Below are 26,556 nucleotides of genomic sequence, written 5' to 3'. Positions count from 1 at the left end.
TGGCTCTCTCGGTCAGGCGCTAGACAGCCGTAGACGGCGCTCGACCCGACGGCGCGGCCACCCGAGCCGCGAACGTCGGCAGCCCCGGCCCCTCGAGGTGCTCGAGTGCGACGGGCCGGCCGGCCATGGCGAGCACCAGGTCGACGGTGCGCCCCCGCACCAGCGGCCCCTCCCCCACGGCGAACGGCCCGTCGGAGGCCTCGAGCCGCAGCCCCGCCGTCCGCCGCTTCGACGGGACCGTGAAGTCGCGCGCGGCGTAGAACCGCGCCACCCGGTCCAGGGCGTCGGGGGAGTACGCGTGCCGGATCCCGAGGGGACGACGCACGTCCTCACCGTGCACGACGACCTCCCCGAGCCACCCGTCGACGTGCCCGCGCGTCGGGGCCGTCCTGCTGGCGACGACGCTGCGGAAGCGCGCCAGCGTCTCGTCCGGGGAGTTGCCCAGCTGCTCGCGCAGGCGCATGTCCACCATCCGGTCGACGTCGAAGCGGCACCGCGCGAGGCCGGTGAGCCACCGGATCTGACCCGAGCTCGCCCCCGCGGTCAGGTGGGCGACGACCTCCTCCACGCTGAGCCCGTCGCACAGCGACGGTGTCCGCCAGGCGCCGACGCCGAGCCACTCCAGGTCCGCCACCAGCGCCGCGCGCTCCGCCGCCACCGCCTGCCATCCGTCCGTCACGCTGGTCCGACCGCCGCCGACTCGCGAACTCATCGGTCCCGGCGGAGCTGGCCCTCCTGCAGGGGCCCGCCCCGAGCGACAGCGGGGGGTGGGGGGCAGGAGGGTCCTCCCCTCAGCTCCGGCGGTGCAGGCCGCGCAGGGTCCGGACGGCGACCAGCAGCTCGGCCAGCTCCTGGCGGTCCCCCGCGGCGATGTCGACCAGCTGCGCGGCCGCCCGCTGCTGGGAGCCGTCCCAGCCCTCGACCCAGCGCGCCACCAGCTCGCCGGCGTCCTCGGCGTCGGCCGAGCGTCCGCCGAGCACCTCGGCGGTGAGCGCGGCCTGCTCGGCGGCCAGGTCGTCGCGCAGCGAGGCGCGGGCCATCGCCGGCCAGCGGCGGTCGCGGGGCAGCGCGACGACCAGCTCGCGCAGCGGCACCAGCGCCAGCCGCTCGGCCACCTCCTGGTGCACCTGCCCGGCCAGCCCCATCGGGGCGCCGGTGCGCTCGGCGACGACCGCCAGGTCCAGCGCGGCCGGCAGCAGGGGCGCCGCGGCCACCTCCGCGGCCAGCGGCTCGGGCACCCCGGTCCGCCGCAGCCGGTCGGTCCGCTCGGCGAAGGCGGCCGCCTCGGCGCCCAGCAGCCACGACGGCAGCCCGGCGCGCACCGCGGCCACCGGGGCGGCGAAGCGGTCGGTCAGGTCGCCCAGCGGGGTGGCCTCGGCCGCGGTGAGCTCCGGCAGCCGCAGCAGCCAGCGCGTCGCCCGCTCGGCCAGCCGGGTCGCCTCGGTGCGCAGCTCCACCTGGGTGGTCGCGGGCACCCGGTTGTCCAGCGGGCGGACGGCGTCCCACAGCCGGTCCACCTCGAACACCGCCCGCGCGACCGCGTGCGCCCGCACCACCCCGGCCAGCGGGACCCCGGTCTCCTCGGACAGCCGGAACAGCCCGGTCACCCCGGCCACGTTGACCGCGCGGTTGGTCAGCGCGGTCGCCACGATCTCCCGGCGCAGCGGGTGCCCGGAGACCGCCGCGGGGAAGCGGCGGCGCAGCTCGGCCGGGAAGTAGCCGACGAGCAGCTCCTCCAGCGCCGGGTCGTCGGGCAGGTCCGAGGCGAGGACCGCGTCCCCGGTCTCGAGCTTGGCGTAGGCCAGCAGCACCGAGAGCTCCGGGCCGGTCAGCGCCTGCCCGTCGCGCCGGCGCTCGGCCAGCTGCCGGTCGTCGGGGAGGAACTCGACGCTGCGCACCAGCCGGCCGGAGCGCTCCAGTGCCCGCAGGAACCGGGCGTGCGCGTCGAGCAGGCTGCGCGCGGAGGTCACCTCGACGGCGAGGGTCGCGTTCTGCGCGTGGTTGTCGGTCAGGACGGCGGCGGCGACCTCGTCGGTCATCTCGCCGAGCAGCGCCGCGCGGCCCTCGGCGCCGAGCTCGCCGGCCTCCACCACCCGGTCCAGCGCGATCTTGATGTTGACCTCGTGGTCGGAGGTGTCCACACCGGCGGAGTTGTCGATGGCGTCGGTGTTCACCCGGCCGCCGCCCAGTGCGTACTCCACCCGGCCGCGCTGGGTCAGGCCGAGGTTGCCGCCCTCCCCCACCACGCGCACCCGCAGGTCACGACCGTCGACCCGGACGGCGTCGTTGGCCTTGTCCCCCACGTCCAGCGCGCTCTCGGTGGAGGCCTTGACGTAGGTGCCGATGCCGCCGTTGAACAGCAGGTCGACCGGCGCCAGCAGCACGGCGCGGATGAGCTCGACCGGGGACAGCGTGTCGACGTCGTCGGCCAGGCCGAGCGCGGTGCGCATCGGCTCGCTGACCGGTACCGCCTTCGCCGTCCGGGGCCACACGCCGCCGCCGGGGCTGATCAGCGCGGGGTCGTAGTCGGTCCACGAGGAGCGCGGCAGCTCGAACAGCCGCTTGCGCTCGGCGAACGACGTGGCGGCGTCCGGCGTGGGGTCGACGAAGACGTGCCGGTGGTCGAAGGCGGCGACCAGCCGGATGTGCTCGGACAGCAGCATGCCGTTGCCGAAGACGTCGCCGGACATGTCGCCGACGCCGACCACGGTGAAGTCCTGGCTCTGCACGTCCAGGTCCAGCTCGCGGAAGTGCCGGGTCACCGACTCCCAGGCGCCGCGGGCGGTGATGCCCATGGCCTTGTGGTCGTAGCCGACCGAGCCGCCCGAGGCGAAGGCGTCGCCCAGCCAGAAGCCGCGCTCCAGCGCCACCGCGTTGGCCAAGTCGGAGAAGGTCGCCGTCCCCTTGTCGGCGGCGACGACGAGGTAGGTGTCGTCGCCGTCGTGGCGGACCACCCGCTCGGGCGGGACGACCTTCCCGTCCACGAGATTGTCGGTCAGGGACAGCAGCGCGCCGATGAACGACCGGTAGCAGGCCTGCCCCTCGGCGAGCCACGCGTCGCGGCCGGCGCTCTCCGGCGGGGGGTTGCGGACGACGAACCCGCCCTTGGCGCCGGTCGGCACGATGACGGTGTTCTTCACCATCTGCGCCTTGACCAGGCCGAGCACCTCGGTGCGCAGGTCCTCGTGCCGGTCGGACCAGCGCAGCCCGCCCCGCGCGACCGCGCCGAAGCGCAGGTGCACGCCCATCACCCGCGGCGAGCTCACCCACACCTCGCGGGCCGGCCGCGGCTCGGGCACGTCGGGCACCTCGGCCGGGTGCAGCTTCAGCGCCAGCAGGGTGGGCTGGGGGCCGGACATCGCGTAGTACGTCGTCCGCTGGGTGGCCAGGACGGCGGCGAGCAGCGCGGTGAGCACCCGGTCGGCGTCCAGCGACTCCACGCGGCCGATCGCCTCGCGCAGGGACCGGACCAGCTCGTCGGTGCGCGCCGCCCGCCCGCCGTCCCGGCCCGGGGAGAAGCGGGTCTCGAACAGCGCCACCAGCCGGGCGACGACATCGGGGTGGGCGGCCAGCGTCGTCTCCACGTACTGCTGGCCGAAGGGCAGGCCGGCCTGCCGCAGCCACTGCACGTACGCGCGGACGACGGTCACCTGCCGCCAGTTCAGCCCGGCCAGCAGCACCAGCGCGCCCAGGCCGTCGTCCTCGGCGTCGCCGCGCCACACCGCCGACAGCGCCTCGGTGAAGCGCTCGGGCAGCGAGCCGGGGAAGGGCAGGTCGCCGACCGGCGCGGTCAGCCCGAAGTCGTAGATCCAGGCCAGCGGGGCGCCGATCCGGTCGATCTCGTAGGGCCGCTCGTCGACGACGTCCACGCCCAGGTGCTGCAGCATCGGCAGCACGTCGGAGAGCAGCAGCCGCTGGCCCACCCGGTAGACCGCCAGCCGCGGCTCGGTCGCCGACGCCCCTGCCGGGCGCCGCAGCACCAGCCCGAGCTCGCCCTCGGCCAGCCCGTCGAGCCGCTCGAGGTCCTCGACGGCGGTCGTGGCCGGGAAGTCCTCCTGGTAGGCGGCGGGGAAGGCGTCGGCGACCCGCGCCAGCCGGCGCTCGGCGTCCGCGCCGTAGCGGGCGGCGAGCGCGTCGGCCAGTTCGTCGGTCCAGCTGCGGACGACGGCGGTCAGCGCGTCCTGCAGCGCGGGGACGTCGACCTCGGGCAGCGTGGGCTGTCCGCCCCGCGTCACCGGCGGGCGGATGACGAAGTGCAGCCGGGCGAGCACCGACTCGGTGACCCGGGCGGTGTACGCGATGCTGGAGCCGCCGAGGCGCTCGAGCAGCAGCTGCTGCACCGCCAGCCGGACCTCGGTCGTGTAGCGGTCGCGGGGCAGGTAGACGATCGCCGACCAGAACCGGTCGCCGGGGTCGCGGCGCAGGAACAGCCGGGTCTGCCGGCGCTCCTGCAGGTGCAGCACGGCCAGCGCGACCGGCAGCAGCTCGTCGGTGCCGACCTGGAAGAGCTCGTCGCGCGGGTAGGTCTCCAGGACGTCGAGCAGCTCCTTGCCGGTGTGGCTGTCAGCGGGGACGCCGGAGCGCTCGACCACCCCGGCCACCCGGCGGCGCACCAGCGGCACGTCGCGGACCGAGTGCGCGGCGGCCGCGGTCGGGAACAGCCCGACAAGCCGGTGCTGCCGGGCGGGGCCGCCGTCCGGGTCGGGGAGGGTGATCGTGACGAGGTCAAGCCAGGTGCGGCGGTGCACGGTGGAGCGGGCGTCGGCCTTGGTGACCGCGAGCAGCGTGGTGCCGGGGGCGGACCCGGGGGCGGTGGCGATGTCCGCGTCGCTGCGCAGCACGCCCAGCCCGCTGCCGGCGACCGGGTGGGCCGTCGTCCGGCCGTCGGTCCGGACCAGGTCGACGTCGCGCGCGCCCAGGAAGACGAAGTTGCCGTCGGTCAGCCAGCGCAGCAGCGCGGCTGCCTCGGCGGGGTCGTCGGCCGGGTCGGCGGGGGTCTCCTGGGGGACGGCCGTCCGCTCGAGCCGGTCGGCGAGCTCGAGGGCGCGGGTCCGCATCCGGGCGGCGTCCTCGTGCACGGCCCGGACGTCGGCCAGCACGGTGCGCAGGCCGGCGACCAGGTCGCCGGCCGCCTCGTCGTCCAGCGGCCCGTCGAGGAGGACGGCCATCCAGGACTCGGCGAGCGCGTCGGCGCCGCACACGTCGGGGTCGGCGCTGTCGCAGAACGCGCGGATCCGGCCGGTCACGTCGCGGCGGACCACCAGCACCGGGTGGACGACGTGCTCGAGGCCGAAGCCCTGCCGGACCACCTCGGCGGTCACCGAGTCGACGAGGTAGGGCATGTCGTCGGTGACGACCAGCACGAGTGCGCGCGGCCCCGCGCCGTCGCGGGCGGGCAGCTCCTGGACGTCGACCGTGGCCGACCCCTCGGGACGCACCTCGGCCAGCCGCAGGTGCCGCAGTGCGAGGGCGGCGAGGTCGGCCGGGTCGTGGTCGAGCACCTCCGCGGCCGGCTCGCTCCAGTAGTAGCGGCGCAGCAGGGCCGGGACGTCGTCCGCGTCGCAGCCGGCGGGCAGGCCCGGCGCGCCGCCCACGGCCGCCCGGGCCGCCCGCTCCAGCCGGCGGCGCTTCTCGTCGCGTTCCGCCTCGAGGGCGGCGAGGTCGGTCGCGGCGACGGGCGTGCCGTCGTCCGCCGGGCCCGGTACCGGGATCGCCGGGACCGTGCCGGTGGTGCGGGCCATGACGGCGACGCTAGTGGAAGGACCCCGTCTCCTCACCGCTCGCACACTCGCGGCGAGTCTCTGGACGGGACGGGCGACGGACGGTCAGCGGCGCTCGGTGAGCTGGTCGGCGACCCAGCCGCCGATGGCCAGCAGCAGGCCGCCGACGACCGCGGTGCCGAAGCCGTCGACCTGCAGCCGGTCGCTGAGCGCGGCGGTGATGCCGAGCAGCGCCGCGTTGACGACGAGCAGGAACAACCCGAGGGTGACCAGCACGAACGGGAACGACAGCAGCCGCAGGACCGGCCCGACGACCGCGTTGACCACCGCGAAGAGCAGCGCGATCCACAGGTAGGTGCCGGGCTCGCCGAGCGGCCCGTTCGGGTTCGGGATCACCTCGATGCCGTTCAGCAGGTAGGCGACGCCGTAGAAGACGGCGGCCATGAGGACGACCTTGACCAGGAACCTCAACACCCCGTTCACGCTAGCGGCGGCACCTGCGAGGACCCTGTGTGTCCGGCGGTCCTGCGGCGCTCCGGACCCACGGCCGGACCCGCCTCGACGACACGCGACCGCGTCCCGGGACGAGAGGGGGAGACCGTGCAGCGACCGGCCCTGGTCTTCGACGGCGACTGCGGGTTCTGCACCCGCTCGGCCGCCGTCGCCCGGCGGGTGCTGCCCGCCGACTGCGCCGTCATGCCGTGGCAGGGCGCCGACCTCGCCTCCGTCGGCGCCACCGCGGAGCGCGCGCAGCAGGAGGTGCTGTGGGTGCCGCGCACGGGGGACGTCGTCGGCGGGGCGCGCGCGGTGGCCGCCGCCCTGCGCGCGGCCGGCCCGGGCTGGGCGCTGCTGGGCCGGCTGCTGCAGCTGCCCCTGGTCCGGGTGCTGGCCGACCGGGTCTACCGCGTGGTGGCGGCCAACCGGATGCGGCTGCCCGGCGGAACGGCGGCCTGCGCCCTCCCGCCGCCGCAGCCCGACGGGGTGCCCACCGCGCGTGACGGCACGCGGACCTCGCAGCGACACGATCGCGCCATCTAGGCGTTTCTACGGGCCGGACTAGAGGCGCGCATACGGTGTCCGACATGGACCCCGTGCGGAACCCGTACGCCCCCGGCGCCGGTCAGCGCCCGCCCGAGCTGGCCGGGCGGGACCATGAGCTGTCGGCCTTCGACGTCGTCCTGGAGCGGATCGCGCACGGCCGCCCGGAGCGCTCGCTGGTGCTGACCGGGCTGCGCGGGGTGGGCAAGACGGTGCTGCTCAACCAGCTGCGCTCGGCGGCGATCAGCCGCGGCTGGGGCACGGGGAAGATCGAGGCGCGGCCGGACCAGTCGCTGCGCCGGCCGGTCTCCTCGGCGCTGCACATGGCGCTGCGCGAGCTGCGCCACCCCGACCAGGAGTCGATGGACGCCGTCCTCGGGGTGCTCAAGGCGTTCGCGCTGCGCGGGGTGGGTGGGGACGGAGGCACGGTCAAGGTGCGCGACCGCTGGCAGCCGGGCATCGACGTGCCGGCGTCCAGCGGGCGGGCCGACTCCGGCGACATGGAGATCGACCTGGTCGAGCTGCTCAGCGACGCCGCGGGGCTGGCCGCCGACGTCGGCAAGGGCGTGGCGCTGTTCATCGACGAGATGCAGGACGTGCAGGGCGACGACGTCTCGGCCATCTGCGCGGCCTGCCACGAGCTCTCGCAGCAGGGCGCGCCGCTGATCGTCGTCGGCGCGGGGCTGCCCCACCTGCCGGCGGTGCTGTCGGCGTCCAAGAGCTACTCCGAGCGGCTGTTCCGCTACCTGCGCATCGACCGGCTGGACCGCCCCGCGGCCGACCGGGCGCTGCTCGCGCCGGCCGAGCGGGAGGAGGTCACCTTCGAGCCCGAGGCGCTCGACGCGCTGTACGCGGCCGCCGACGGCTACCCGTACTTCGTGCAGGCCTACGGCAAGGTCACCTGGGACGTCGCCGCCGCCTCCCCCATCACCGCCGCGGACGTCGCCATGGCCGCGCCCGTCGCCGAGGCCGAGCTCGCGGTGGGCTTCTTCGGCTCCCGCTACGACCGCGCCACCCCGGCGGAGCGCGAGTACATGCACGCGATGGCCGAGCTGGGCGGACCGGCCGGGGCGGCGGTGTCCACCTCGGAGGTCGCGGTGTCGCTGGGCCGCAAGCCCGCGTCCCTCTCCCCCGCGCGGGACTCGCTGATCAAGAAGGGGCTGGTCTTCTCCGCCGAGCGCGGCCAGATCGCCTTCACCGTCCCGCACTTCGGCCGCTACCTGCTCAGCCACCCCGATTAGGGGAGGGCCCCGTCCCTGCCTCCGCGACCCCGGCACGGACCGAGTGCCCTGGTCCACCCGGGACCGGCGCGACGAGCATGGACGGCGGGACGGTGCGTCCCGCCGCCCGAGGACCGCCCGCCGATGGGGGAACCTCCCATGACCGCGACCCCAGCCCCGGCACCGGCTCGTCCCGGTCGGTCGACGCCGCCCGGGCTGACCCCGCTGGCCCTGGTCACCGGCTTCCTGCCGTGGATCGTCTTCTCCGTCGTCTCGCAGCGGCTCGCCGCGGACGCGGTCGCGTGGAGCGCGCTCCTCGCGACCGCGATGGCGGCGGTCGCGGTCCTGCGGGACCGCCGCCGGCACGGCCCCCAGATCCTCGACCTGGGCTCGCTGGTCCTCTTCGCCGTCATCGCCGTCACCGGGTTCGTCGGCGGCACCGGCGTCGACCGGTGGCTGTTCGAGTGGGGCAGGCCGCTGGTCGGCGTGGTGCTGGGGCTCTACCTCCTGCTGATCGTGCCGCTGCTGCCGTTCACCGCCGAGTACGCCCGCCGGACGACGCCACGCGAGTACTGGGACTCCCCCACGTTCAGGAGGATCAACCGGGTGCTCAGCGCGGCCGGGGCGGTGGCCATCACCGCCATGGGAGCGGCGTCGGTCCTGACCACCGCCCTGGGAGTCGACGCGACCGGTACCCCCGGTACCCACCTCCTCGAGCTCGTGCTCGACTGGGTGGTGCCGGTGGTGGTCATCTGCGCGATGGTGCGGTTCACCGCCACCTACCCGGACCGGGTGACCGGCGCGGCGGCCGGCCCGCCCGCTGACCACGGCCCCCCGGGCGGAACGGTCAGCGGGGTGTGAGGAAGGCGTCCAGGTCGGCCGCGACGTCCTCCGGGCGCTCCCAGTGGAGCGTGGGCGCGGTGACGGCGCGGAGCCGGTCGCGGTCGTCGACGCGGACCAGCCCCTCCCAGGAGTCGCGGTGGACCGACCCGGGGGCCGTGCGGCTCTCGGCGACGAGCGCGTCGAAGAAGTCCGGTGCCACCTCGCGGTGCACGGTGCTGGCGGCGAACTCCCGCGCGAAGTCGTCGGGGACCTGCTCGGGCAGGTCGGCGATGGCCGCCCGCACCTCCTCGACGAGGACCTCGCCCATCCGGTCGGCCGAGCCGATGAGCACCAGCCGGTCGACCCGGTCGGGGTGCTGCTCGGCCACCCGGCGGACGACGAAGCTGCCGGAGGAGTGGCCGACCAGGTGCGCCCGTCGCAGGCCGAGCGCGTCGCAGAGGCCCTGCAGGTCGTCGGCGAACCGGTCCAGGGCGTAGTCGCCGGCGGGGTGGTCGGAGTCGCCGAACCCGCGCTGGCTGTAGGCGACGGCGCGCAGCCGCGGGTCCAGGGAGGCGAGGAGCGGCTCCAGGGGAACCAGGAGTCCGGCCAGCCGTGCACCAGGACGACGGGCGGACCACCGGGGTCGCCCTGCTCGATGACGTGCAGCCGCAGGCCGCCGGGGAGGGGCACGGTGTGGTGGCGCAGGGTCGGCGTCGTCCAGGACACGGGGTCCCTCGGAGCCGTCCCTCGCGCACGACCACGGTGCGGCCGGCTGCCGGGCAGGTACAGGGTCGTCCTGCCCTCCGGCTCGGTGCTCAAGCGGTGAGTGCAGGGGCGCTCACCGCCTGAGCACGCCCGGACCGACCGTCCGCCCGCGTGACGTCCCGGACCGTGCGGGACCGGCCTGCCGGTCAGGGACCGGGTGGGGTCCGGCTGCGACCGCGGCGCGGTCCGGGCAGGCTGGGGACCGTGAGCGCCCCCGCCCCAGACCCCGAGCTGATCAGCGTCCCGGTGGAGGGCGGTGAGCTCGCGGCGCTGCACTGGCGCGCCGACTCCCCCGGTGCGCCCATCGCCGTCCTCGTGCACGGCATCACCGCCAACGCCATGGCCTGGGCGCGGGTGGCCGGCGCGCTGGCCGGCGAGTTCGAGGTGGTCGCGCCGGACCTGCGCGGCCGGGCCGCGTCGGCCGGGCTGCCCGGGCCGTACGGGCTGGAGCGGCACGCGGCCGACGTCGCCGCCGTCCTGGACTCCCTGGGCGCGGACGGCGACAGGGGAGCCGACACCGCCGTGCTCGTCGGGCACTCGATGGGGGCGTACGTCGCGGCGCTGGCGGCCGCGGGGGTGGCCCGCGACCGCGTGCACGGCCTGGTGCTGGTCGACGGCGGCCTGTCGTACCCGACCCCGCCGGGCGCCGACCTCGACGCGATCCTCGCCGCCCTCCTCGGCCCGTCCCTGGACCGCCTGTCGATGACCTTCCCCGACCTGGCCGCGGTGCGGGCCTTCTGGGCGCAGCACCCCGCCGTCGGCCCGTGGGTCGACGTCCCCTCGGTGGCGGCGTACCTGGCGCGCGACCTGGTGGGCGAGCCGCCGGCGCTGCGCAGCGCGTGCGTCCTCGAGGCGGTGCGGGTGGACGGCGGCGACGTGCTGCTCAACGAGCGAGTGCTCGAGGCGACCACCGACCTGCCCGTGCCCGCCACCCTGCTGTGGGCGACCCGCGGGCTGCTCGACCAGCCCCCGGGCCTCTACGACGAGCGGCGGCTGGCCGAGCTGGGCCTGGAGCCCAGCGGGATCACCGCCCGCGAGGTGCCCGACACCAACCACTACTCGATCCTCTGGGCGTCGCAGGGGGTCGAGGCGGTCGCCGCCGCCGTCCGCGCGGCCGCCGCGCGGGACTGAGGACACCCGGGGGGACGGCGAGCGCGCCACGCCGGTGCGCCTTGGCAGCGCGCCCGCTCGCTGCCACGATCCGGGCACCCTCCCGGCCAGCAGGGCGGCGGGGAGGCGCGCTCCGAGGTCGGGGCGGGGGTCGGCCCGCCGAGAGAGGTGGTCCTCGTGGGAACCCCAGGACCACAGCCGCGACCGCGGGGACGGCCGGAGCCGCTCGACCGGAGCGCCGCCCTGGCCACCGGGGTGCTGGCCACCCTGCCCGCCGCGCTGGGCTGTCTCGACCCCGCCGGGCGGATCGCGCTGCTCAACGCCGAGGGCGAGCGGCTGCTCGACCGCCCGGCCTCCGACGTCGTCGGGCGGCCGGTCACCGAGGTGCTGTGCGCCGGCACGGCCGCTGCCGTGACCCGGGCCTGCCACGAGGCCGTGGCCTCGGGCGGGCCGGTCTCCCTCGAGGTCCCCGACCCCCGGGGCGGCCCGGGCTGGTCGGCGCTGCACGCCTGGCCGGTGCCGGACGGCGCCGCCTTCGTCTTCGTCGACGTCACCGCGCGCCGGCAGGCGCAGGACGAGGCCGAGGCGGCCCGGCGCGCCGCCGAGGCGGCCCGGCGGGCCGCGGAGCGGGCCGGTGCCCGCACGGCGCTGCTGGCGGCGGTGACCGGGGAGCTGTCCGGCGCGCTGGACAGCGAGTCGGCGCTGGGCAGCCTGGCACGGCTGGTCGTCCCCGCGCTCACCGACGGCTGCGTGGTCACCGTCGTCGACCGGGAGGGCCGAGCCCGCGACGTCGGCTCCTGGCACGTCGACCCGGCTCGCCGCCCGCTGCTGGACCGCTACGCCGAGGTGCGCCTGGACACCCTGCCGGCGGCCTCCCCCGTCGCCCGCGCGCTGCGGTCGGGCACCGAGGCGCAGCAGCCGGTGGCCGCCGTCCTCGAGCTCATGCCGCCGGGCCCGGCCCGCGACCTGCTCCTGGAGCTGGGCCCGGACACCGCCGTCGTCCTGCCGCTGACCGCCGACGGCCGCGCGGTCGGCGTCCTCACCCTGTACCTCGACCCCGGGCGCACGCTGGACGACGACGACCTGGCCGCCGCGCGCGAGGTCGCGGCACAGGCCGGCCGCGCCGTCGACCGGGTGCACCGGCAGAGCGAGCAGGCCAAGCTCGCCGAGGGCCTGCAGCGCAGCCTGCTCACCGACCTGCCGACCATCGCCGGTGCGCAGGTGGTGGCCCGCTACGTCCCCGCGGCGGAGGCCGCCCGCGTCGGCGGGGACTGGTACGACGCCTTCCTGCACACCGACGGCGACCCGGTCGTGGTCATCGGGGACGTCACGGGGCACGACACCGCCGCGGCGGCCGAGATGGGGCAGCTGCGCGGGCTGCTGCGGGGCATCGCCCACTACAGCGGCGCCGGGCCGGCGGAGGTGCTGCGCGGCCTGGACGCCGCGATGGCCGCGATGCACACCGGCACGCTGGCCACCGCCGCGATCGCCCGACTCGAGGACGGCGGGACCCGGCTGCGCTGGGCCAGCGCCGGTCACCCGCCGCCGCTGGTCGCCGACCCCGACGGCACGGTGACCGTGCTCGCCGACGGGCTGGGCGACCTGCTGCTGGGGGTGGACCCGACGACGGTGCGGCGGGAGTCCACCGTGCCGCTGCGTCCGGGCGCGGTCGTGCTGCTCTACACCGACGGGCTGGTGGAGCGCCGGGACTGCGACGTCGACACCGGGGTGGGCCGGTTGCGCCGGCACCTGGCCGCGCTGGCGGACCGGCCGCTGGAGCAGCTGGCCGACGACCTGCTGGCGCGGATGCTGCCCGACACGCCGGGGGACGACGTCGCGCTGGTGGCGATCTGCGTGCACCCACCGCGCTGAGCGGCACGGACGACAGGCACCTCGCTCCGTGGGGTCGGAAACGCCGGTGACACGGTTGAGCGTCCAGCCGCCTGGGAACCCACGTGCGTGTCGGAGACAGCGACGGACGGGGAGAGGGCAGTGGGTCGACTCGCATGGCCGTTGCGCCCGCTCCCGGACGGCCGGGGCGAGGTGTGGCGGTGGGACCTGCAGGCCGTCGCCGAGCTCCCGGCGGCCCGTGCCGTGCTGCGGGCGCGGCTGGACGGCGTCGGCTACCCGCGGGACGACGACGACACCGCGGCCGAGCGGCTGATCCTGGCCTTCGACGAGCTGGCGTCCAACGCGCTGCGGCACGGCTTGTCCCCCGTGGTCGCCACGGTGGTCGCCGGTAGCGGCGGCTGGCTGCTCGACGTCAGCGACCGCGACCCCGACACCATGCCCCGCCCGGCCGTCGACCGCGATCCCGCCCAGGGCGGCCTGGGGCTCTACCTGGTGGCCCGGCTGTCGGTGGCCCACGGCTGGTACGTCGACGAGGGCTGCAAGCACGTCTGGGCCTGTCTGCCCACGAGCACCGACGACCGCGAGCCGGCGCTCAATTGACGTTCCACGTGCAACACGCGACGACGGCCCCGAGGCGCAGTGCCTCGGGGCCGTCGTCGTGGAGCGCCCGGGACGGCGGGAGAGCGGTCTCCGGCGCCGTCCCGGGGCGTCTGCTCGGTCAGGCCCCCGAGGGGATGACCAGGGAGAGCCCGCCCTTGCCGTAACCGGGGACGTCGATGGCGAGGTCGAGCCGGTTGAAGGCGGCCAGCGAGCCGGCGATGTCGCCGGGCAGGTCGTCGCCGGGGGCGTAGAGCTTGTAGAGCTTCGAGTGCGGCGCACCCGGCACGTTGAACAGCGCCGAGAGCACGTTGACGACCTCGTGCAGCGCCTCGGTGAGCATCGTGGTCAGCTCGCCGTCCTCCTCGACGGCGTCCTGCGCGCCGCCGGGGGGCAGCAGCGCGAGGGCGGCGCCGGTGTAGGCGGACGCGCCGAGGTCCATGACGCACAGCGCGTTCACGTTCATCGACGGGTCCACGTACACGGCCACCGACACCGGCGACTTCGGCGTCGGGGTCACCGGCGCGCCCGGCAGCACGCCGACGGGCTTGCCGACCAGGCCGCTGAGCATGTCCTTGACGGCCTTGGCGTCCGGCAGGACGACGGTCAGCGGGGCGCTCATGCGATCACCCCGTCCAGGTTCTCGCGGAAGGTCTCCTCGTTGAACGGCTTGGCGATGAGGAACAGCGCGCCCGCGGCGCTGGCCTTGTCCCGCATCTCCTGCGAGCCCTCGGAGGTGACGAAGCCGAACGGGACGCCGGAGCCGGCCGAGCGCAGCGCCTGCAGGCACTCCAGCCCGGTCATGTTCGGCATGTTCCAGTCCGACAGCACCAGGTCGGGGTTCTCGGCCTGCACCTTGTCGTAGGCGTCGCGGCCGTCCTCGGCCTCGACGATGTCGTGGTCGTCGTACCCGGCCTGGCGCAGGGTGCGGATGACGATCTGCCGCATCACGCGGCTGTCGTCGGCGACGAGGATCTTCACAGTGACGCTCCGTTCGGGTGCGGGGGGTTCTGGTGCGGGGTGGACAGGGCCGGCAGTGCGCCCTGCACGGACACGACCAGGGGCTGGCCGCGCCACAGGACCTCGAGCCGGCAGACGTCCTCGGGGTTGCGGACGCCGGGGGCCTCGCCGACCTGGGGCAGGCCCAGGGTGGAGGGGCCGGGGAGAGCGGCCTTGACGTTGCCGCCGACCACGTTGGCGATCTCGCCGAACGCGTCGGCGACGTCCTCGTGGTCGAGCAGCTCGGGCGCGGCCTGGCCGAGCAGCGCCCGGGTCAGATCGGCCGCGGTCTGCCGGCCGGTGGTGAGGACGACGCTGCCGGTCCACGGGCCGACGACGTCCACCCACGCCGAGACCGTCTCGGCGGGCAGGTCGCCGGGCAGCGGGACGAGCACCTCGTCCTCCCCGACGAGGGCGACCCAGGCCTCACCGGCGATCGCCTCGACGGTGGCCTCGTCGATCAACTCGGGGATGGTCAGGCGTGGCTGGGTGGGGTGTGTGACCGCACCGGGTGCGAGCGTCACAGAACGGCCTCCTCGGGGAGCATGCCGAGCAGCGCGAGCTTGTCGCGGAGCGCGTCGGCGGTGAACGGCTTGATCACGTACTCGTGCGCACCCGCGGCGAGCGCCCGGACGATCTGACCCTGCTCGCTCTCCGAGGTCACCATCATGAGCGTGAGGGCGCGCCACGCCGGGTTGGCCCGGACGGCGGAGACGAACTGCAGCCCGTCCATCACCGGCATGTTCCAGTCGATCGTGCACAGGTCGGGCACGTAGCCCTCCTGCAGCACGTCGAGGGCCTCCTGCCCGTGGCCGGCCTGGCGGGTCTCGTAGCCGAAACCCTCCAGTGCCGCGCTCACGATGCGCCGCATGGCGCGGGAGTCGTCGATCACCAGTGCACGCACGTCAGTTCCCCTTCAGCGGGCGGTAGGCAGAGCTGCGGCCGATGACGACCCGCTCCCAGGAGTCGTCGACGCCGAGGGTGGTCTCCGCGGCGCCGAGGAAGAGCCATCCGTCCGGGCGCATGAGCGCGCGCACCCGGCGGAGGATCGCCTGCTTGGTGGGCAGGTCGAAGTAGATGAGGACGTTGCGCAGGTAGACCACGTCGAACGGGCCCATGCGGGGCAGCGGAGCGGCCAGGTTGCACTCGCTCGCCGTCACCATGCGGCGCAGCGACGGGGAGACCTGCCACTCGTTGCCCGCCCGGGTGAAGTGCCGCACCAGCATCGGCGCGGGCAGCCCCCGGTTGACCTCCAGCTGGCTGAACCTGCCGGCCCGGGTGCGCTCGACCATCTCGCGGGAGAGGTCGGTCGCGGTGATGGCGACGCGGGTCGAGGCGTTGGGCAGCGCGTCCTCGAGCAGCATGGCGATCGTGTACGGCTCCTGCCCGCTGGAGCAGGCCGCCGACCAGATCTGCAGCCGCTCGGCCGGCCCGCGGGCCGACAGCAGCGAGGGCAGCACCGTCGAGGTGAGGGCCGTGAACGGGTCACCGTCCCGGAACCACGAGGTCTCGTTCGTGGTGAGCGCCTCCACGATCTTGCGGGTGGACTCGGGGCTGGGCCGGGTGCGGACCGAGTCGACCAGCTGGCCGACGTCGGGCAGCCCCATGGACCGGGCGATCGGCAGCAGCCGCGCCTCGACCAGGTACTCCTTGCCCGGGGCGAGCACGATCGCGCTCTCCCGGTGCACCAGCTGGCGGACCCAGTCGAAGCTGGTCGCGGTGAGGCTCATCGTGGTCCTCCGGCGAACGTGGGTGCGGTGGCCGGGCGGGTGGCGGGGACCCGCGGCCCGGTGATCCGCCGGGTGACCGCCTCGGCGACCCGGTCGAGGGGCAGCACCTCGTCGGCGAAGCCGGCCGTGGCGACGGCGCCGGGCATGCCCCAGACGACGGAGGTCGCCTGGTCCTGGACGACGACCGCGCCCCCGGCCTCGCGGATGCGGCCGGCGCCGATGCGCCCGTCCGAGCCCATGCCGGTGAGCACGACGCCGAGGACGGCGCCGTCGAAGATCTCGACCGCGGAGCGGAACAGCGGGTCGACGGCGGGACGGCAGAAGTTCTCCGGCGGCGACTGGTCCAGCGCGGTGAACAGGCCGCGGCCGGTCCTGCGGATGGTCAGGTGGTGGTCGCCCGGGGCCAGGTGCACCGTGCCGGGCGCCAGCGGGGTGCCGTCGACGGCCTCGACCACGGTGAGCGGGCAGAGGCGGTCCAGCCGCTGGGCGAACTGGCGGGTGAACACCGGGGGCATGTGCTGCACGACCAGCACCGGGACCGGCAGGGACGCCGGCAGGGCCGGCAGCACCTTCGCCAGCGCCTCCGGGCCGCCCGTGGAGGAGCCGATGACCAGGACGGCGGGCTGCTTGACCGCACCGACGCGCGGGGCCGGCGGGCGGACCGCGGCCGGGGCGGGTGCGGCGGCACGGACCGGACCGGCGGTGACCGGGCGCCCCGTGAGCGCCTTGATCTTGGGGATCAGCTGCTGGCGCACGCTCTCCATGGACTGCGCGACGCTGCCGACGTTGGCCGGCTTGGTGACGTAGTCGTTGGCGCCGGCGGAGAGGGCGTCGAGGGTGGCCGACGCGCCCCGCTCGGTGAGCGTGCTGAACATGATGATCGGCACGCGGCTGCGCAGGGCGCGGATGGCGCGGACCGCCTCGATGCCGTTCATCTGCGGCATCTCGATGTCCATCGTGACCAGGTCGGGCTTGAGCTGCTCGAGCTTGCCGACGGCGATGCGGCCGTTGACGGCGGTGCCGATGACCTCGATCGCCGGGTCCTCCGAGAGCACGTCGGTGACGATCTTGCGGACGACCACCGAGTCGTCGACGACCAACACCCGGATCGGGTCCATGCGTCCTCCGTCTCCCCGTGCGGGGGCCTGCCAGGGGCGAGCTGGCGCTGTGGGTCGGCACCGCCCGGCGGTCGGGGACGGGTGCGGCCGGCGTCCGCCCGGGGTCCCGGAGGCGCCTGTCAGGGGTGTTGTCGGCCGCCCCTCCCCCGCACTTGAGCCGATATCGGGAATTCCGCACCACGTCCTCGGAACGGCCGGGAAAACGATCACCGGCCATTCCCGTTCTCCGTCGACATGTCCCCGGAGGAGCGAGCGGTCAGCGTGTCGAGCACCGTCTAAGATTTTCTGGCGTCCGTGCTAGAAAGTTGTAGAGAGTGCTCGTGAGGGTGAACGTCGTCTCCTCGGGTAGCCGGGGGCCATGGCACTCCCCCGGGTCCTCGTCCTCGTCCTGGCCGGTGGCGCCGGCGGGCGGCTGGAACTGCTCACCGAGCAGCGCGCCAAGCCCGCCGTCCCCTTCGGGGGCGTCTACCGGCTGATCGACTTCCCGCTGAGCAACTGCCAGCACTCGCACCTGGCCGACGTCTGGGTGTCCGTGCAGTTCCACCCCACGTCGCTGTCGCAGCACCTGGCCAACGGCCGGCCGTGGGACCTCGACCGCACCGACGGCGGGCTGCTCGTGCTGCCGCCGTACCAGGGCACCGACCGCGCCGGCTGGGTCTCCGGGACGGCGAACTCGCTGTGGCGCTACGCCCCGCTGGTCCGTGACTTCGACCCCGACGCGCTCGTCGTGGTCAGTGCCGACGCGGTCTACAAGCTGGACTACCGCGAGGTCGTCGACGGGCACCTGGGCTCCGGCGCGGAGGTCACCATGGTCACCACCGAGGTCGCGAAGGACGACGCCTCGCGCTACGGCATCGTCGAGGTCGGCAGCGGTGGGGAGGTGGCCGACTACGCCTACAAGCCCGAGCAGCCGCGCACCACCACCGCCACCAACGAGGTCTTCGTCTTCTCCCCCACCCCGACGCTGGACCGGCTGGAGGCGCTGGCCGCCGAGCACGGCGAGGAGGGCCTGGAGGACCTGGGGACCCACCTCCTGCCGGGGCAGACCCGCGACGGCCTGGCCCGCGCGCACCCGTTCGAGGGCTACTGGCGCGACGTGGGGACCGTGGAGGCCTACTGGGCGGCCCACCAGGAGTTCCTGTCCGCCGAGCCACCGCTGGACCTCGACGACCCGCGCTGGCCGCTGCACACCCGCGGCGGCCGGCACAGCGCGGCGAGGGTGCTGCTGGACTCGGCGGTGGACAACAGCCTCATCTCCGGCGGCACCCGCGTGCTCGGGAACGTCCACGGCTCGGTGCTCTCCCCCGGCGTGGTCGTGGAGGCCGGGGCGACCGTCGTCGACTCGGTGCTCCTGCCGGGTGCGCGCGTGCGGGCCGGCGCCACGGTGACCCGCACGGTGCTCGACGACGGTGTCGTGGTCGGCGAGCGCGCCACGGTCGGTGGGGACGGCGAGGTCACCCTGGTCGGCCGGCGGGCCGAGGTGCAGGCCGGCAGCGAGCTCCCCGCCGGCGCCCGCCTCCCCGACCCCGACGCGGAGTCCTGACCCACCGCCTCGTCCGGCTTCCGGCGTCCAGCGTCCGCTCCCCCGCCGTCCGGCGTGATCATGGGGTTCCTGCAGCCGCCAGCGGCGTGTCCACGCGTGTCCCCTGCGACAACCCCATGATCAACTCGGGTGGCGGCGAGGGGAGGGGGCGGGAAGCTCCCGCGATCGGGTGCGGGGTGGGCTCAGCTCAGCGAGGGACGGCGCCCGGCCGCGGGGAGGACAGCACCGCGAGGGCGTCGCTGCCCAGCAGGTCGGCCATGACGACGCCCTGCACGCACCCGGCGACGGCGTTCCAGGCACCCGCGGCGGCGGCCGCGGCGTCGAAGCCGGCGTCGAGGAACGCCCGGACGGCGAGCAGCTGCGCGGTGGCGAGCGTGCGGGTGCGGCCGGAGACGTGCGCCGCCCACGAGGCCTCGTGCATCGCGGCCGCCCACGGCCGGCGCTCGGCGCGGGAGGCGTCGACGGCGGCCATCCAGCGGGCGCGGCCGGCGGCGTCCAGCGAGCGCAGGCCGGTCAGCAGCTCGGACAGCTCGCCGGTGGCGGGGCCGAGGTCGAGGTCGGGGGTGGTCGGCACGCCGGTCGAGGTGGCGAGCAGGAACGGGCCGGTGAGCTGGCGGCGGACCAGCGGCGGCAGCACGGCGGCGGCCCAGGCCCCCACAGCGGCGTCGGCGAGGACGTCGGCGGCGGCCTCCCGGACCTGCTCGTCGGCGAGCGCTGCGGCGGGGTGCTCGGGGCCGAGGACGTCCTCGCGGAGCACGCGCTCGACGGCGGCGGCGTCCCCGATGGTGCTGCGCTCGAGCTGGGCGACCAGCGCCGCGGCCCGGTCGGCGCCGGGGAGGGCGTCGGCGGCGGTGCGCAGGTGCGGAACGGCGGCGGCGAGCTCCCGGGCCTTGCGCGACCGGACGGCGAGGACGGCCCGCTGCTCGCGATCGCGGCCCGCGGCCGGGTGGACCGCGGCCAGCTGCTCCAGCGCCGGGACGTCGGCGGCGAGCCCGGCGAGCAGGGCGTCCGCGACGGCGCGGCCGGCCGGCAGGCGGACCAGGTCGAAGCCGAGCGTGGCGGCACTGACCAGCGAGTAGGGCACGGCAGGCCTCCCAGTCGACGTCCCCCGAGGTGAGGTCGACCCAGACTGACCGTGACGGCGACACCGCGCCACGTGAGCGTCACCCGTTCGCCCGACCCCCGACGGGTGGGGTGTCGTGTGCCGTGCTGCACCGTCCCCGGCCGGTGACTCTGCGTAATGGGCACGGCCCGAGAACGCCGCGACCCCCGGCCCGGCGGCCCTCCGGAGAGAGGGGCCGCCCGACCGGGGGTCGGGGGGAGGAGCGTGGCCGCCGGGGAAGACCGGCCGCGCCCGAGTGGTGAGGTACTGGAACGGCCACCCTTCAGGGGCCCGCCGGCCCCGTCCAGGGGCTCGCCGCGAGCTTGCGAGCGGTGAGGAGGATGGGGTTCCTTCTACGAGGGGTGGGGGAAGGGTGGTCCTCCTTCAGGCGCTGACGGCCTTGTGCACGTCCAGCGCCAGCAGCAGGTGGCCGTCCAGCTTGAACGCCCCGCGGATCAGCTCGCGGCCGGCGCCGTCGAGGGTGTCCGGCGGCGCCTCGAAGTCGGCCGGGTCGACGTCCACGACGTCGGCGATGGCGTCGACCAGCAGGCTGACCGCCTCGCCGTGCAGCCGGACGACGATGACGACGGCATCGGTGCCCTCGGGCCGCGGCGGCCGGCCGAGCCGCTCGCGCAGCTCGATCGCGGTCACCACCTGGCCGCGCAGGTTGATCAGCCCGGCCACGGCGGCGGGCGCCAGCGGCACGCGGGTCAGCCCCTGGCTCTTGAGCACCTCCTGCACGTGTGCCACCTCGACGCCGTAGAGGTCGCCGTCGAGCCAGAAGGTGGCCAGCTGGCCGCCGATGGCAGCGGTCTGGGCAGCGGCCTGGGCGGTGGTCACAGGGAGGCCTCCAGGAGGGACGCAGGGACGCCGTCCGGCGTCAGGGGAGGGAGGGCGGCGGGGAGGGTCGAGTAGAAAGCCGGGTCGGCGGCGAGGATCGCGGCGCGCACGTCGAGCAGCTCGGTGACCTTGTCGCCGAGGACGGCGGAGCCGAGCAGGCCCATGTCGTCGATGTCGCTGCGGACCGCGGCCTCGCCGTCGACGATGTCGAGGATCTCCTCGACCACGATGGCCACGCTGCGGCCGTGGTCGCTGTAGACGATCACCTCGAGGACCTCGCGGTCGCTCTCGCCGTAGGCGCCCAGGTGCCGGTCGAGCCGGACGATCGGCAGGATCGCGCCGCGGTACTGCACGACCTCCCGGTTGCCGACCTTCTCGACCGACTCGGTGCGCACCTGCTCGAGGCGGGTGACGGTGTCCAGCGGGATGGCGACCCGGCGGCCCCCGCCGATGGCCGCCAGCAGCATCCGCTGCCGCTCCGTGTCGCTCGCGGCGGCGCCCGCGGCGGCTTCACGCGCCGCCTCCTGGCCGCGCTCGCTGGTCTCGGTGCGCAGCGCCCGGCGGGCCAGGGCCTGCACGTCGAGGATGAGCGCCACGGTGCCGTCGCCCAGGACGGTCGCGCCGGAGTAGAGACCGATCGCCTTGAGCTGGCCGCCGACGGCCTTGACGACGATCTCCTCGGTGTTGATGACCCGGTCGACGACCAGGCCGAAGCGCCGGCCCTCCGACCGCAGGACCGCGATGACCACGTGCCCGTCGTGCCGGTCGGAGGTCAGCCCGAGGACGTCGGTGAGGCGGACCAGCGGCAGCAGCTCGCCGCGCAGCCGGTACACCGGGGCGCCGCCGACCTCCTCGACCGCGTTGGCGGCCTTCTCGGCGTCGAGCGAGACGAGCTCCTGCAGGCTGATCTGCGGGATGGCGTAGCGGTCGCCGGCGCACTCGACGGTCAGCGCCGGGACGATCGCCAGGGTCAGCGGGATGCGCAGCCGGGTGCAGGTGCCCTTGCCTGGAACCGACTCGACCTCGATGGTGCCGCCGATGGACTCGATGTTGGTCTTGACGACGTCCATGCCGACGCCGCGGCCGGAGACGTTGGTGACCCTCGCGGCCGTGGAGAAGCCGGGCAGGAAGATGAGCTGCAGGACGTCCTGCGGGTTCATCCGGCCGAGGGCCTCCTGCGTGATCAGCCCGCGCTCGACGGCCTTGGCGCCCACCCGGGCCGGGTCGATGCCGGCGCCGTCGTCGGCGACCTCGACCACGACCTGGCCGCTCTCGTGCTTGGCGCGCAGGGTGAGCACACCCTCGACCGGCTTGCCGACCCGGACCCGGGTCTCGGCGTCCTCGACGCCGTGGTCGACGGAGTTGCGGACCAGGTGGGTCAGCGGGTCCTTGACCGCCTCGAGCAGCGTCTTGTCCAGCTCGGTGTCGCGGCCCTCCATCTCCAGCCGGATCGACTTCTGCAGCTGCAGACCCAGGTCCCGGACGACGCGCGGCAGCTTGGACCAGATGTGGTCGATCGGCTGCATGCGCGTCTTCATGACGCCCTCCTGCAGCTCGCTGGCGATGAGGTTGAGCCGCTGCGAGGCGCGCACCAGGTCGGTGTCGTTGGAGCGCCCGACGTACTGGACGATCTGGTTGCGGGTGAGCACCAGCTCACCCACCAGCAGCATGAGCTCGTCGAGCAGGTCGACGTCCACCCGGATGGTGCTGTCGGCGACCCCGCGACGAGCCTGACCGCTGCCGCCGCCGTCGGCGACGGCCTCGGGCTCGGGGGCGACCTCGGCGGCCGGCGCCGGGCGGGGGGCCGGGACGGCAGGGACCGCCTGGACCCCGGCGACGGGAGCGGGCGCCTCGGCCACGGGCGCGGGCTCGACCGGCGCCTCCGCCGTGGGGACCTCGACGACCTCCACGACCTCGACGACGGCCTCGGCCGGCTCGGCGACGGCGGGGACCGGCTCGGCGGCCGGAGCCGGGGTCGGCGCGGCAGCGGTGGGGGTGTCCTCCATGGCCGCGCTGATCTCCGCGACGACGGCTGAGACGTCGACCGAGCCCTCCCCGCCGGATGCCTCGATGGAGGCGAGCAGGGAGCGGACGGTGTCGACCATCCGCAGCAGCACGCTGGTCCGCTGCGGGGTCAGCTCCAGGGCGCCGTCCCTCAGCCGGGACAGCATGTTCTCGCCGACGTGGGTGACCTCCTCCAGGCGGTGGAACGCCAGGAAGCCGCTGGTCCCCTTGATGGTGTGGATCGTGCGGAAGATGCTCGAGAGGCGCTCGCGCGAGTCGGGCTCCTGCTCGAGGGCGACCAGGTCGGTGTCCAGCTGGTCGAGGTTCTCGTGCGACTCGACCAGGAACTCCTCGACGATGTCGTCCAGACCGTCCACGTTGCTCTTCTCTCTTCGTACCAGGAGGGCGCGTGCGCTCTGGGAGGTGATCGGCGGGAGGGGTGGCCAGGTCAAGCCCAACGGGGAGACCCGACCCCGCCGGCCGGGGAGCCCGGCCGGCGGGGAGTGCTCAGTAGCTGAACCGGGAGACGCTGGTGCGCAGGTCGGCGGCCATGCGGGAGAGCTCGTCGACCGCGGTGCGGGTCTGGGTCAGCGCCTGGGTCGTCGAATCAGCAGCCCCGGAGACCCCACTGATGTTCAGCGCGATCTGCCCCGCGCCGGACGCCGCCTCGGTCACCGAGCGGGACATCTCGTTGGTGGTCGCGGTCTGCTCCTCCACCGCCGAGGCGATCGTCGTCTGCCGGTCGGAGATCTGGGCCACGATGTGCGAGATCTCCCCGATCGCGGCCACCGCCGCGGTGGTATCGCCCTGGATCGCCTGCACCCGCCGGGCGATGTCCTCGGTCGCCTTGGCCGTCTCCTGGGCCAGCTCCTTGACCTCGTTGGCCACCACGGCGAAGCCCTTGCCGGCCTCCCCGGCCCGCGCGGCCTCGATGGTGGCGTTGAGCGCCAGCAGGTTGGTCTGCTCGGCGATCGAGGTGATCACCTTGACCACGTTGCCGATCTCCGCCGAGGACTCCCCCAGCTTGGCGACCGTCGCCGTCGTCGTCTCGGCAGCGGTGACCGCGCGGGCCGCGACGTCGGAGGCCTCGGCGGCGTTGGTCGCGATCTCCCGGATGCTCGCGCCCATCTGCTCGGCACCTGCCGCCACCGTCTGCACGTTGCGCGACACCTCCTCGGCGGCACCGGCCACCACGCCCGACTGCGCGGAGGTCTCCTCCGCCGACGCGGAGATCTGCGCCGAGGACGCCGACAGCTCCTCCGACGACGCCGCCACCGCGTCCGCCGACGAGACCACCGATGCCATGACCTGGCGCAGGCTCTGCTGCGCCGTCGTCAGAGCGAGCGCCATCCGGCCCAGTTCGTCGCCGCCGGTCACCTCGGGGGCGACGGTCAGGTCGCCGGCGGCCAGGGCGTCCACCGAGCGCTGGACCGACTTCACGGATCGCACGATCCGCCGCACCACGAGCAGGGCCAGGACCAGCCCGATGCCGACGCTGACGCCGAGGATGGTCCACAGCATCACCGTGGCCGAGGTCGCCTCCTCGGCGCCCTCGTGTGCCTGTACGTCGGCCTCGTCCCGCAGCACCGTCCGCAGGTCGGCGAGGTCCGCCGTGACGGCGTCCTGCGCCTGCACCAGCGGTCCGGCCGCGACGGCGCCGGCCGTCGCCGCGTCCCTGGCGTCGAGCGCGGCGACCATCTGGCCGTCGCTGATCTCGAGGTAGCTCTCCATGTCGCCGCGCAGGGTCGTGAAGCGGTCCGGGTGCTCGGTGATCTGCGCGTAGGCGTCCAGCTGCTCGCCGAGGGCGGCCTGCCCGGCAGCGAGCTGCGTCTTCAGGCTGGTCCGGGTCACCGGGTCGGCCAGGAAGTAGGCGGTGTAGCCCTGCCGCACCTCCTCGTAGGTGGCCTGGATGGCGTCCAGGTCGGAGAAGGCGACGACGCTGCCCTGGTACATGTCCCGCTGGCTCTCGTCGAGGTCGCCGATGCGGCCGACGGCGACCACGCAGAGCAGCACGCCCACCAGGGCGCTGAACGAGATGATCGAGAGGATCTTGGCAGCGATCGGCAGGTCGGCGAACCAGCTCGCCCGGGAGCGGGGCGGGCGGGCAGGGGTGGTCATGGAGCCCTCCTGGGCAGGTGCAGACGATGCGGGGAGCGCGCCGTCGGGACCCCCGTCTCGGGGCGCCGGCGTCACTGGCAGAACGGTAAGTACGGAAGTGATCCGTCCGGCGCAATTCCGGGCGTGTCCAGGACGGAGGGCCGAATTGGTTCGGTCACCGTCCTGGAGGTGTCGACTCGACGACTGTGCAGCGATGCGTCGCCATTCCTGATCAGCCGTCGGAATGGCGACGGGGCGGCGGCCGGGGGATCCCCGACCGCCGCCCCGGGAGCCGCAGTGCAGTGCGTCAGTAGGTGAAACGAGCCACCGAGGTCCGGAGGTCGGCGGCCATGCGGGAGAGCTCGTCGACCGCCGCACGCGTCTGCGTGAGCGCCTGCGTCGTCGAGTCGGCCGCGGCCGACACCCCGGTGATGTTCTCGGCGATCTGCCCCGAGCCGCCGGCGGCCTCGGCCACCGACCGGGACATCTCCGTGGTGGTCGCGGTCTGCTCCTCCACCGCACTCGCGATCGTCGTCTGCCGGTCGCTGATCTGCGCGACGATGTGCGAGATCTCCCCGATCGCGGCCACCGCCGCGCTGGTGTCACCCTGGATGGACTGCACCCGCCGGGCGATGTCCTCGGTCGCCTTGGCCGTCTCCTGGGCCAGCTCCTTGACCTCGTTCGCCACCACGGCGAAGCCCTTGCCGGCCTCCCCGGCGCGGGCGGCCTCGATGGTGGCGTTCAGCGCCAGCAGGTTGGTCTGCTCGGCGATCGAGGTGATCACCTTCACCACGTTGCCGATCTCCGCCGAGGACTCCCCCAGCTTGGCGACCGTCGCCGTCGTCGTCTCGGCAGCGGTGACCGCGCGGGCCGCGACGTCGGAGGCCTCGGCGGCGTTGGTCGCGATCTCCCGGATGCTCGCGCCCATCTGCTCGGCACCTGCCGCCACCGTCTGCACGTTGCGCGACACCTCCTCGGCGGCACCGGCCACCACGCCCGACTGCGCGGAGGTCTCCTCCGCCGACGCGGAGATCTGCGCCGAGGACGCCGACAGCTCCTCCGACGACGCGGCCACCGCGTCGGCCGACGAGGCCACGGACGACAGCACGGCGCGCAGGCTCTCCTGGGCCACGCCCAGCGCGCCAGCCATCCGGCCCAGCTCGTCCTGGCCCCGCACCTCGGGCGCCACCGTCAGGTCACCGGCCGCGAGGGCCTCGACCGACGTCTGCACCGACCGCACCGTCCGGGTGATCCGCCGGACGACGAACACGGTCAGCCCACCGGCGACGGTGATGCCGGCGGCGAGCGACAGCCACAGGGTCAGGACGGCGGTGTCGGCGATCTTCTGGGCGTCGTCGGTGTCGGTCTGCCCAGCGGCCACGCGGCGCTCCTGCATGGCCGAGTACTCGTCCATGATGACGTCGGTGGCCTGCTGCAGGGGACCGCTGAGGATCTGCCCGGCGGCGACCAGGTTGCCGGCGTCGGCCGCGGGGACCAGCTGCCCGTCGGCGATCGCGTAGTAGTCGTCCAGGTGACCCCGGAAGGTCGTGAAGGCCTCCTTGTTGACCGTCACCTCGGCGTAGGCGTCGAGCTGGCCCTCCAGGGTCTGCCGCCGCTCGGCGAGCTCGGTGCGCAGGGTGGCCCGGGTCTGGGGGTCGGCCAGGCCGTACTGCGTGTACCGGGCGCGGTCGCCCTGGTAAGAGCGCTGGATCTCGGCCAGGTCGGACAGCGTGACGACGTTGTCGTTGATCCGGGCCGCGGCGGCGTTGAGCGACCCGATACGCAGGACGGCGAGGACGGTCATCGCGACCGCGACCACTGCGAGCACCGCGACGGCGGCCCCGATCTTCACGCCGATCGGGCGGTCGGCGAACCAGCCTCCGGAGCGCCCGGAGGGGGAGGAAGTGCGATCAGACATGGGTGCTCCTGAGGGCCGGATGGCACGACGAGGTGTGTGCGGCGGAAATGGTGAACCGTTCCCTCGTCGCGTCCACCCCATC

General features: G+C 74.9%; 22 protein-coding genes. 7 read left to right on the top strand and 15 right to left on the bottom strand.

All coding sequences use genetic code 11. The annotated features are described in order from the left end of the window. Positions 1-19: 19 nt before the first annotated feature. From ACWIX7_RS13555 to ACWIX7_RS13545, 3 genes are all read right to left on the bottom strand, one after another. Positions 20-679, bottom strand: a complete 660-nt coding sequence (locus ACWIX7_RS13555) for a maleylpyruvate isomerase family mycothiol-dependent enzyme (protein ID WP_448622053.1) — start codon at positions 677-679, stop codon at positions 20-22. A 112-nt stretch (positions 680-791) separates the two neighbouring features. Next, positions 792-5,741, bottom strand: a complete 4,950-nt coding sequence (locus tag ACWIX7_RS13550; protein ID WP_448622052.1) for an NAD-glutamate dehydrogenase — start codon at positions 5,739-5,741, stop codon at positions 792-794. A gap of 84 nt (positions 5,742-5,825) precedes the next feature. Continuing rightward, positions 5,826-6,194: a phage holin family protein gene (locus ACWIX7_RS13545; RefSeq protein WP_448622051.1), complete on the bottom strand. Its 369-nt coding sequence runs from the start codon at positions 6,192-6,194 to the stop codon at positions 5,826-5,828. 126 nt (positions 6,195-6,320) lie between these two features. Here ACWIX7_RS13545 and ACWIX7_RS13540 point away from each other — a divergent pair, with 126 nt between their 5' ends. From ACWIX7_RS13540 to ACWIX7_RS13530, 3 genes are all read left to right on the top strand, one after another. Continuing rightward, positions 6,321-6,758, top strand: a complete 438-nt coding sequence (locus ACWIX7_RS13540; RefSeq protein WP_448622050.1) for a thiol-disulfide oxidoreductase DCC family protein — start codon at positions 6,321-6,323, stop codon at positions 6,756-6,758. Between the two features lie 44 nt (positions 6,759-6,802). Further along, positions 6,803-7,999, top strand: a complete 1,197-nt coding sequence (locus ACWIX7_RS13535; RefSeq protein WP_448622049.1) for an ATP-binding protein — start codon at positions 6,803-6,805, stop codon at positions 7,997-7,999. 138 nt (positions 8,000-8,137) lie between these two features. Then, positions 8,138-8,839 carry a hypothetical protein gene (locus ACWIX7_RS13530; RefSeq protein WP_448622048.1) on the top strand — a complete coding sequence of 234 codons (702 nt, stop codon included), beginning with the start codon at positions 8,138-8,140 and terminating at the stop codon, positions 8,837-8,839. Here the strand turns inward: ACWIX7_RS13530 and ACWIX7_RS13525 are convergent. Then, positions 8,826-9,389 carry an alpha/beta fold hydrolase gene (locus tag ACWIX7_RS13525; protein WP_448622152.1) on the bottom strand — a complete coding sequence of 188 codons (564 nt, stop codon included), beginning with the start codon at positions 9,387-9,389 and terminating at the stop codon, positions 8,826-8,828. The genes ACWIX7_RS13530 and ACWIX7_RS13525 overlap by 14 nt on opposite strands. 380 nt (positions 9,390-9,769) lie before the next feature. Between ACWIX7_RS13525 and ACWIX7_RS13520 the strand changes: the two genes are divergently transcribed. From ACWIX7_RS13520 to ACWIX7_RS13510, 3 genes are all read left to right on the top strand, one after another. After that, positions 9,770-10,696, top strand: coding sequence for an alpha/beta fold hydrolase (locus ACWIX7_RS13520; protein ID WP_448622047.1), 927 nt, complete (start codon positions 9,770-9,772; stop codon positions 10,694-10,696). 156 nt (positions 10,697-10,852) lie between these two features. Further along, positions 10,853-12,547 (top strand): SpoIIE family protein phosphatase, encoded by a 1,695-nt coding sequence (locus ACWIX7_RS13515; RefSeq protein ID WP_448622046.1) that lies wholly within the window; start codon positions 10,853-10,855, stop codon positions 12,545-12,547. 120 nt (positions 12,548-12,667) lie between these two features. Continuing rightward, positions 12,668-13,126: an ATP-binding protein gene (locus ACWIX7_RS13510; protein ID WP_448622045.1), complete on the top strand. Its 459-nt coding sequence runs from the start codon at positions 12,668-12,670 to the stop codon at positions 13,124-13,126. 118 nt (positions 13,127-13,244) lie between these two features. On the opposite strand, the gene ACWIX7_RS13505 is transcribed toward ACWIX7_RS13510, so the two are convergent. Genes ACWIX7_RS13505 through ACWIX7_RS13480 form a run of 6 tightly spaced genes read right to left on the bottom strand, consistent with a single transcriptional unit; the run spans position 13,245 to position 16,970 of the window. Beyond that, on the bottom strand, positions 13,245-13,745 hold the full coding sequence (locus tag ACWIX7_RS13505) for a hypothetical protein (RefSeq protein ID WP_448622044.1): 501 nt from the start codon (positions 13,743-13,745) through the stop codon (positions 13,245-13,247). Next, on the bottom strand, positions 13,742-14,104 hold the full coding sequence (locus tag ACWIX7_RS13500) for a response regulator (protein ID WP_091223512.1): 363 nt from the start codon (positions 14,102-14,104) through the stop codon (positions 13,742-13,744). Before ACWIX7_RS13500 ends, ACWIX7_RS13505 begins: the two co-directional genes overlap by 4 nt. Then, positions 14,101-14,646, bottom strand: coding sequence for a chemotaxis protein CheX (locus tag ACWIX7_RS13495; protein WP_448622043.1), 546 nt, complete (start codon positions 14,644-14,646; stop codon positions 14,101-14,103). Before ACWIX7_RS13495 ends, ACWIX7_RS13500 begins: the two co-directional genes overlap by 4 nt. Further along, complete coding sequence (locus ACWIX7_RS13490; protein ID WP_091223508.1) at positions 14,643-15,026, bottom strand: response regulator; 384 nt, start codon at positions 15,024-15,026, stop codon at positions 14,643-14,645. Before ACWIX7_RS13490 ends, ACWIX7_RS13495 begins: the two co-directional genes overlap by 4 nt. 1 nt (position 15,027) lies before the next feature. Then, a complete protein-coding gene (locus ACWIX7_RS13485) occupies positions 15,028-15,852 on the bottom strand; it encodes a CheR family methyltransferase (RefSeq protein WP_448622042.1) in 825 nt (274 codons plus the stop codon). Beyond that, complete coding sequence (locus ACWIX7_RS13480; protein WP_448622041.1) at positions 15,849-16,970, bottom strand: protein-glutamate methylesterase/protein-glutamine glutaminase; 1,122 nt, start codon at positions 16,968-16,970, stop codon at positions 15,849-15,851. Before ACWIX7_RS13480 ends, ACWIX7_RS13485 begins: the two co-directional genes overlap by 4 nt. Before the next feature lie 358 nt (positions 16,971-17,328). On the opposite strand from ACWIX7_RS13480, the gene ACWIX7_RS13475 reads away from it, so the two are divergent. Further along, positions 17,329-18,513, top strand: coding sequence for a glucose-1-phosphate adenylyltransferase family protein (locus tag ACWIX7_RS13475; protein WP_448622040.1), 1,185 nt, complete (start codon positions 17,329-17,331; stop codon positions 18,511-18,513). A 187-nt stretch (positions 18,514-18,700) separates the two neighbouring features. Here ACWIX7_RS13475 and ACWIX7_RS13470 read toward each other — a convergent pair whose 3' ends face one another. The 5 genes from ACWIX7_RS13470 to ACWIX7_RS13450 form a co-directional block, all read right to left on the bottom strand. Beyond that, complete coding sequence (locus ACWIX7_RS13470) at positions 18,701-19,597, bottom strand: hypothetical protein (RefSeq protein ID WP_448622039.1); 897 nt, start codon at positions 19,595-19,597, stop codon at positions 18,701-18,703. A gap of 402 nt (positions 19,598-19,999) precedes the next feature. After that, entirely contained in the window at positions 20,000-20,455 is a 456-nt protein-coding gene (locus ACWIX7_RS13465) for a chemotaxis protein CheW (protein WP_448622038.1), read from the bottom strand. Beyond that, the gene (locus ACWIX7_RS13460; RefSeq protein ID WP_448622037.1) at positions 20,452-22,836 is read right to left on the bottom strand and encodes a chemotaxis protein CheW; all 2,385 of its coding nucleotides are present in this window, start codon (positions 22,834-22,836) and stop codon (positions 20,452-20,454) included. Before ACWIX7_RS13460 ends, ACWIX7_RS13465 begins: the two co-directional genes overlap by 4 nt. A gap of 130 nt (positions 22,837-22,966) precedes the next feature. Continuing rightward, positions 22,967-24,577: a methyl-accepting chemotaxis protein gene (locus ACWIX7_RS13455; protein WP_448622036.1), complete on the bottom strand. Its 1,611-nt coding sequence runs from the start codon at positions 24,575-24,577 to the stop codon at positions 22,967-22,969. A 286-nt stretch (positions 24,578-24,863) separates the two neighbouring features. Further along, on the bottom strand, positions 24,864-26,474 hold the full coding sequence (locus tag ACWIX7_RS13450) for a methyl-accepting chemotaxis protein (protein WP_448622035.1): 1,611 nt from the start codon (positions 26,472-26,474) through the stop codon (positions 24,864-24,866). Positions 26,475-26,556 lie beyond the last annotated feature (82 nt).

It is taken from the genome of Geodermatophilus sp. URMC 65 (assembly GCF_053502545.1).
The sequence above is the reverse complement of the archived record's forward strand: the minus strand, read 5'-3'. Positions and strand labels throughout refer to the sequence as shown.

Coding starts and splice junctions, on each gene's coding strand:
- ACWIX7_RS13535 (WP_448622049.1), top strand. CDS start 6,803: ATGGACCCCGTGCGGAACCCGTACGCCCCCGGCGCCGGTCAGCGCCCG.
- ACWIX7_RS13505 (WP_448622044.1), bottom strand. CDS start 13,745: ATGAGCGCCCCGCTGACCGTCGTCCTGCCGGACGCCAAGGCCGTCAAG.
- ACWIX7_RS13550 (WP_448622052.1), bottom strand. CDS start 5,741: ATGGCCCGCACCACCGGCACGGTCCCGGCGATCCCGGTACCGGGCCCG.
- ACWIX7_RS13475 (WP_448622040.1), top strand. CDS start 17,329: ATGGCACTCCCCCGGGTCCTCGTCCTCGTCCTGGCCGGTGGCGCCGGC.
- ACWIX7_RS13455 (WP_448622036.1), bottom strand. CDS start 24,577: ATGACCACCCCTGCCCGCCCGCCCCGCTCCCGGGCGAGCTGGTTCGCC.
- ACWIX7_RS13485 (WP_448622042.1), bottom strand. CDS start 15,852: ATGAGCCTCACCGCGACCAGCTTCGACTGGGTCCGCCAGCTGGTGCAC.
- ACWIX7_RS13480 (WP_448622041.1), bottom strand. CDS start 16,970: ATGGACCCGATCCGGGTGTTGGTCGTCGACGACTCGGTGGTCGTCCGC.
- ACWIX7_RS13450 (WP_448622035.1), bottom strand. CDS start 26,474: ATGTCTGATCGCACTTCCTCCCCCTCCGGGCGCTCCGGAGGCTGGTTC.
- ACWIX7_RS13530 (WP_448622048.1), top strand. CDS start 8,138: ATGACCGCGACCCCAGCCCCGGCACCGGCTCGTCCCGGTCGGTCGACG.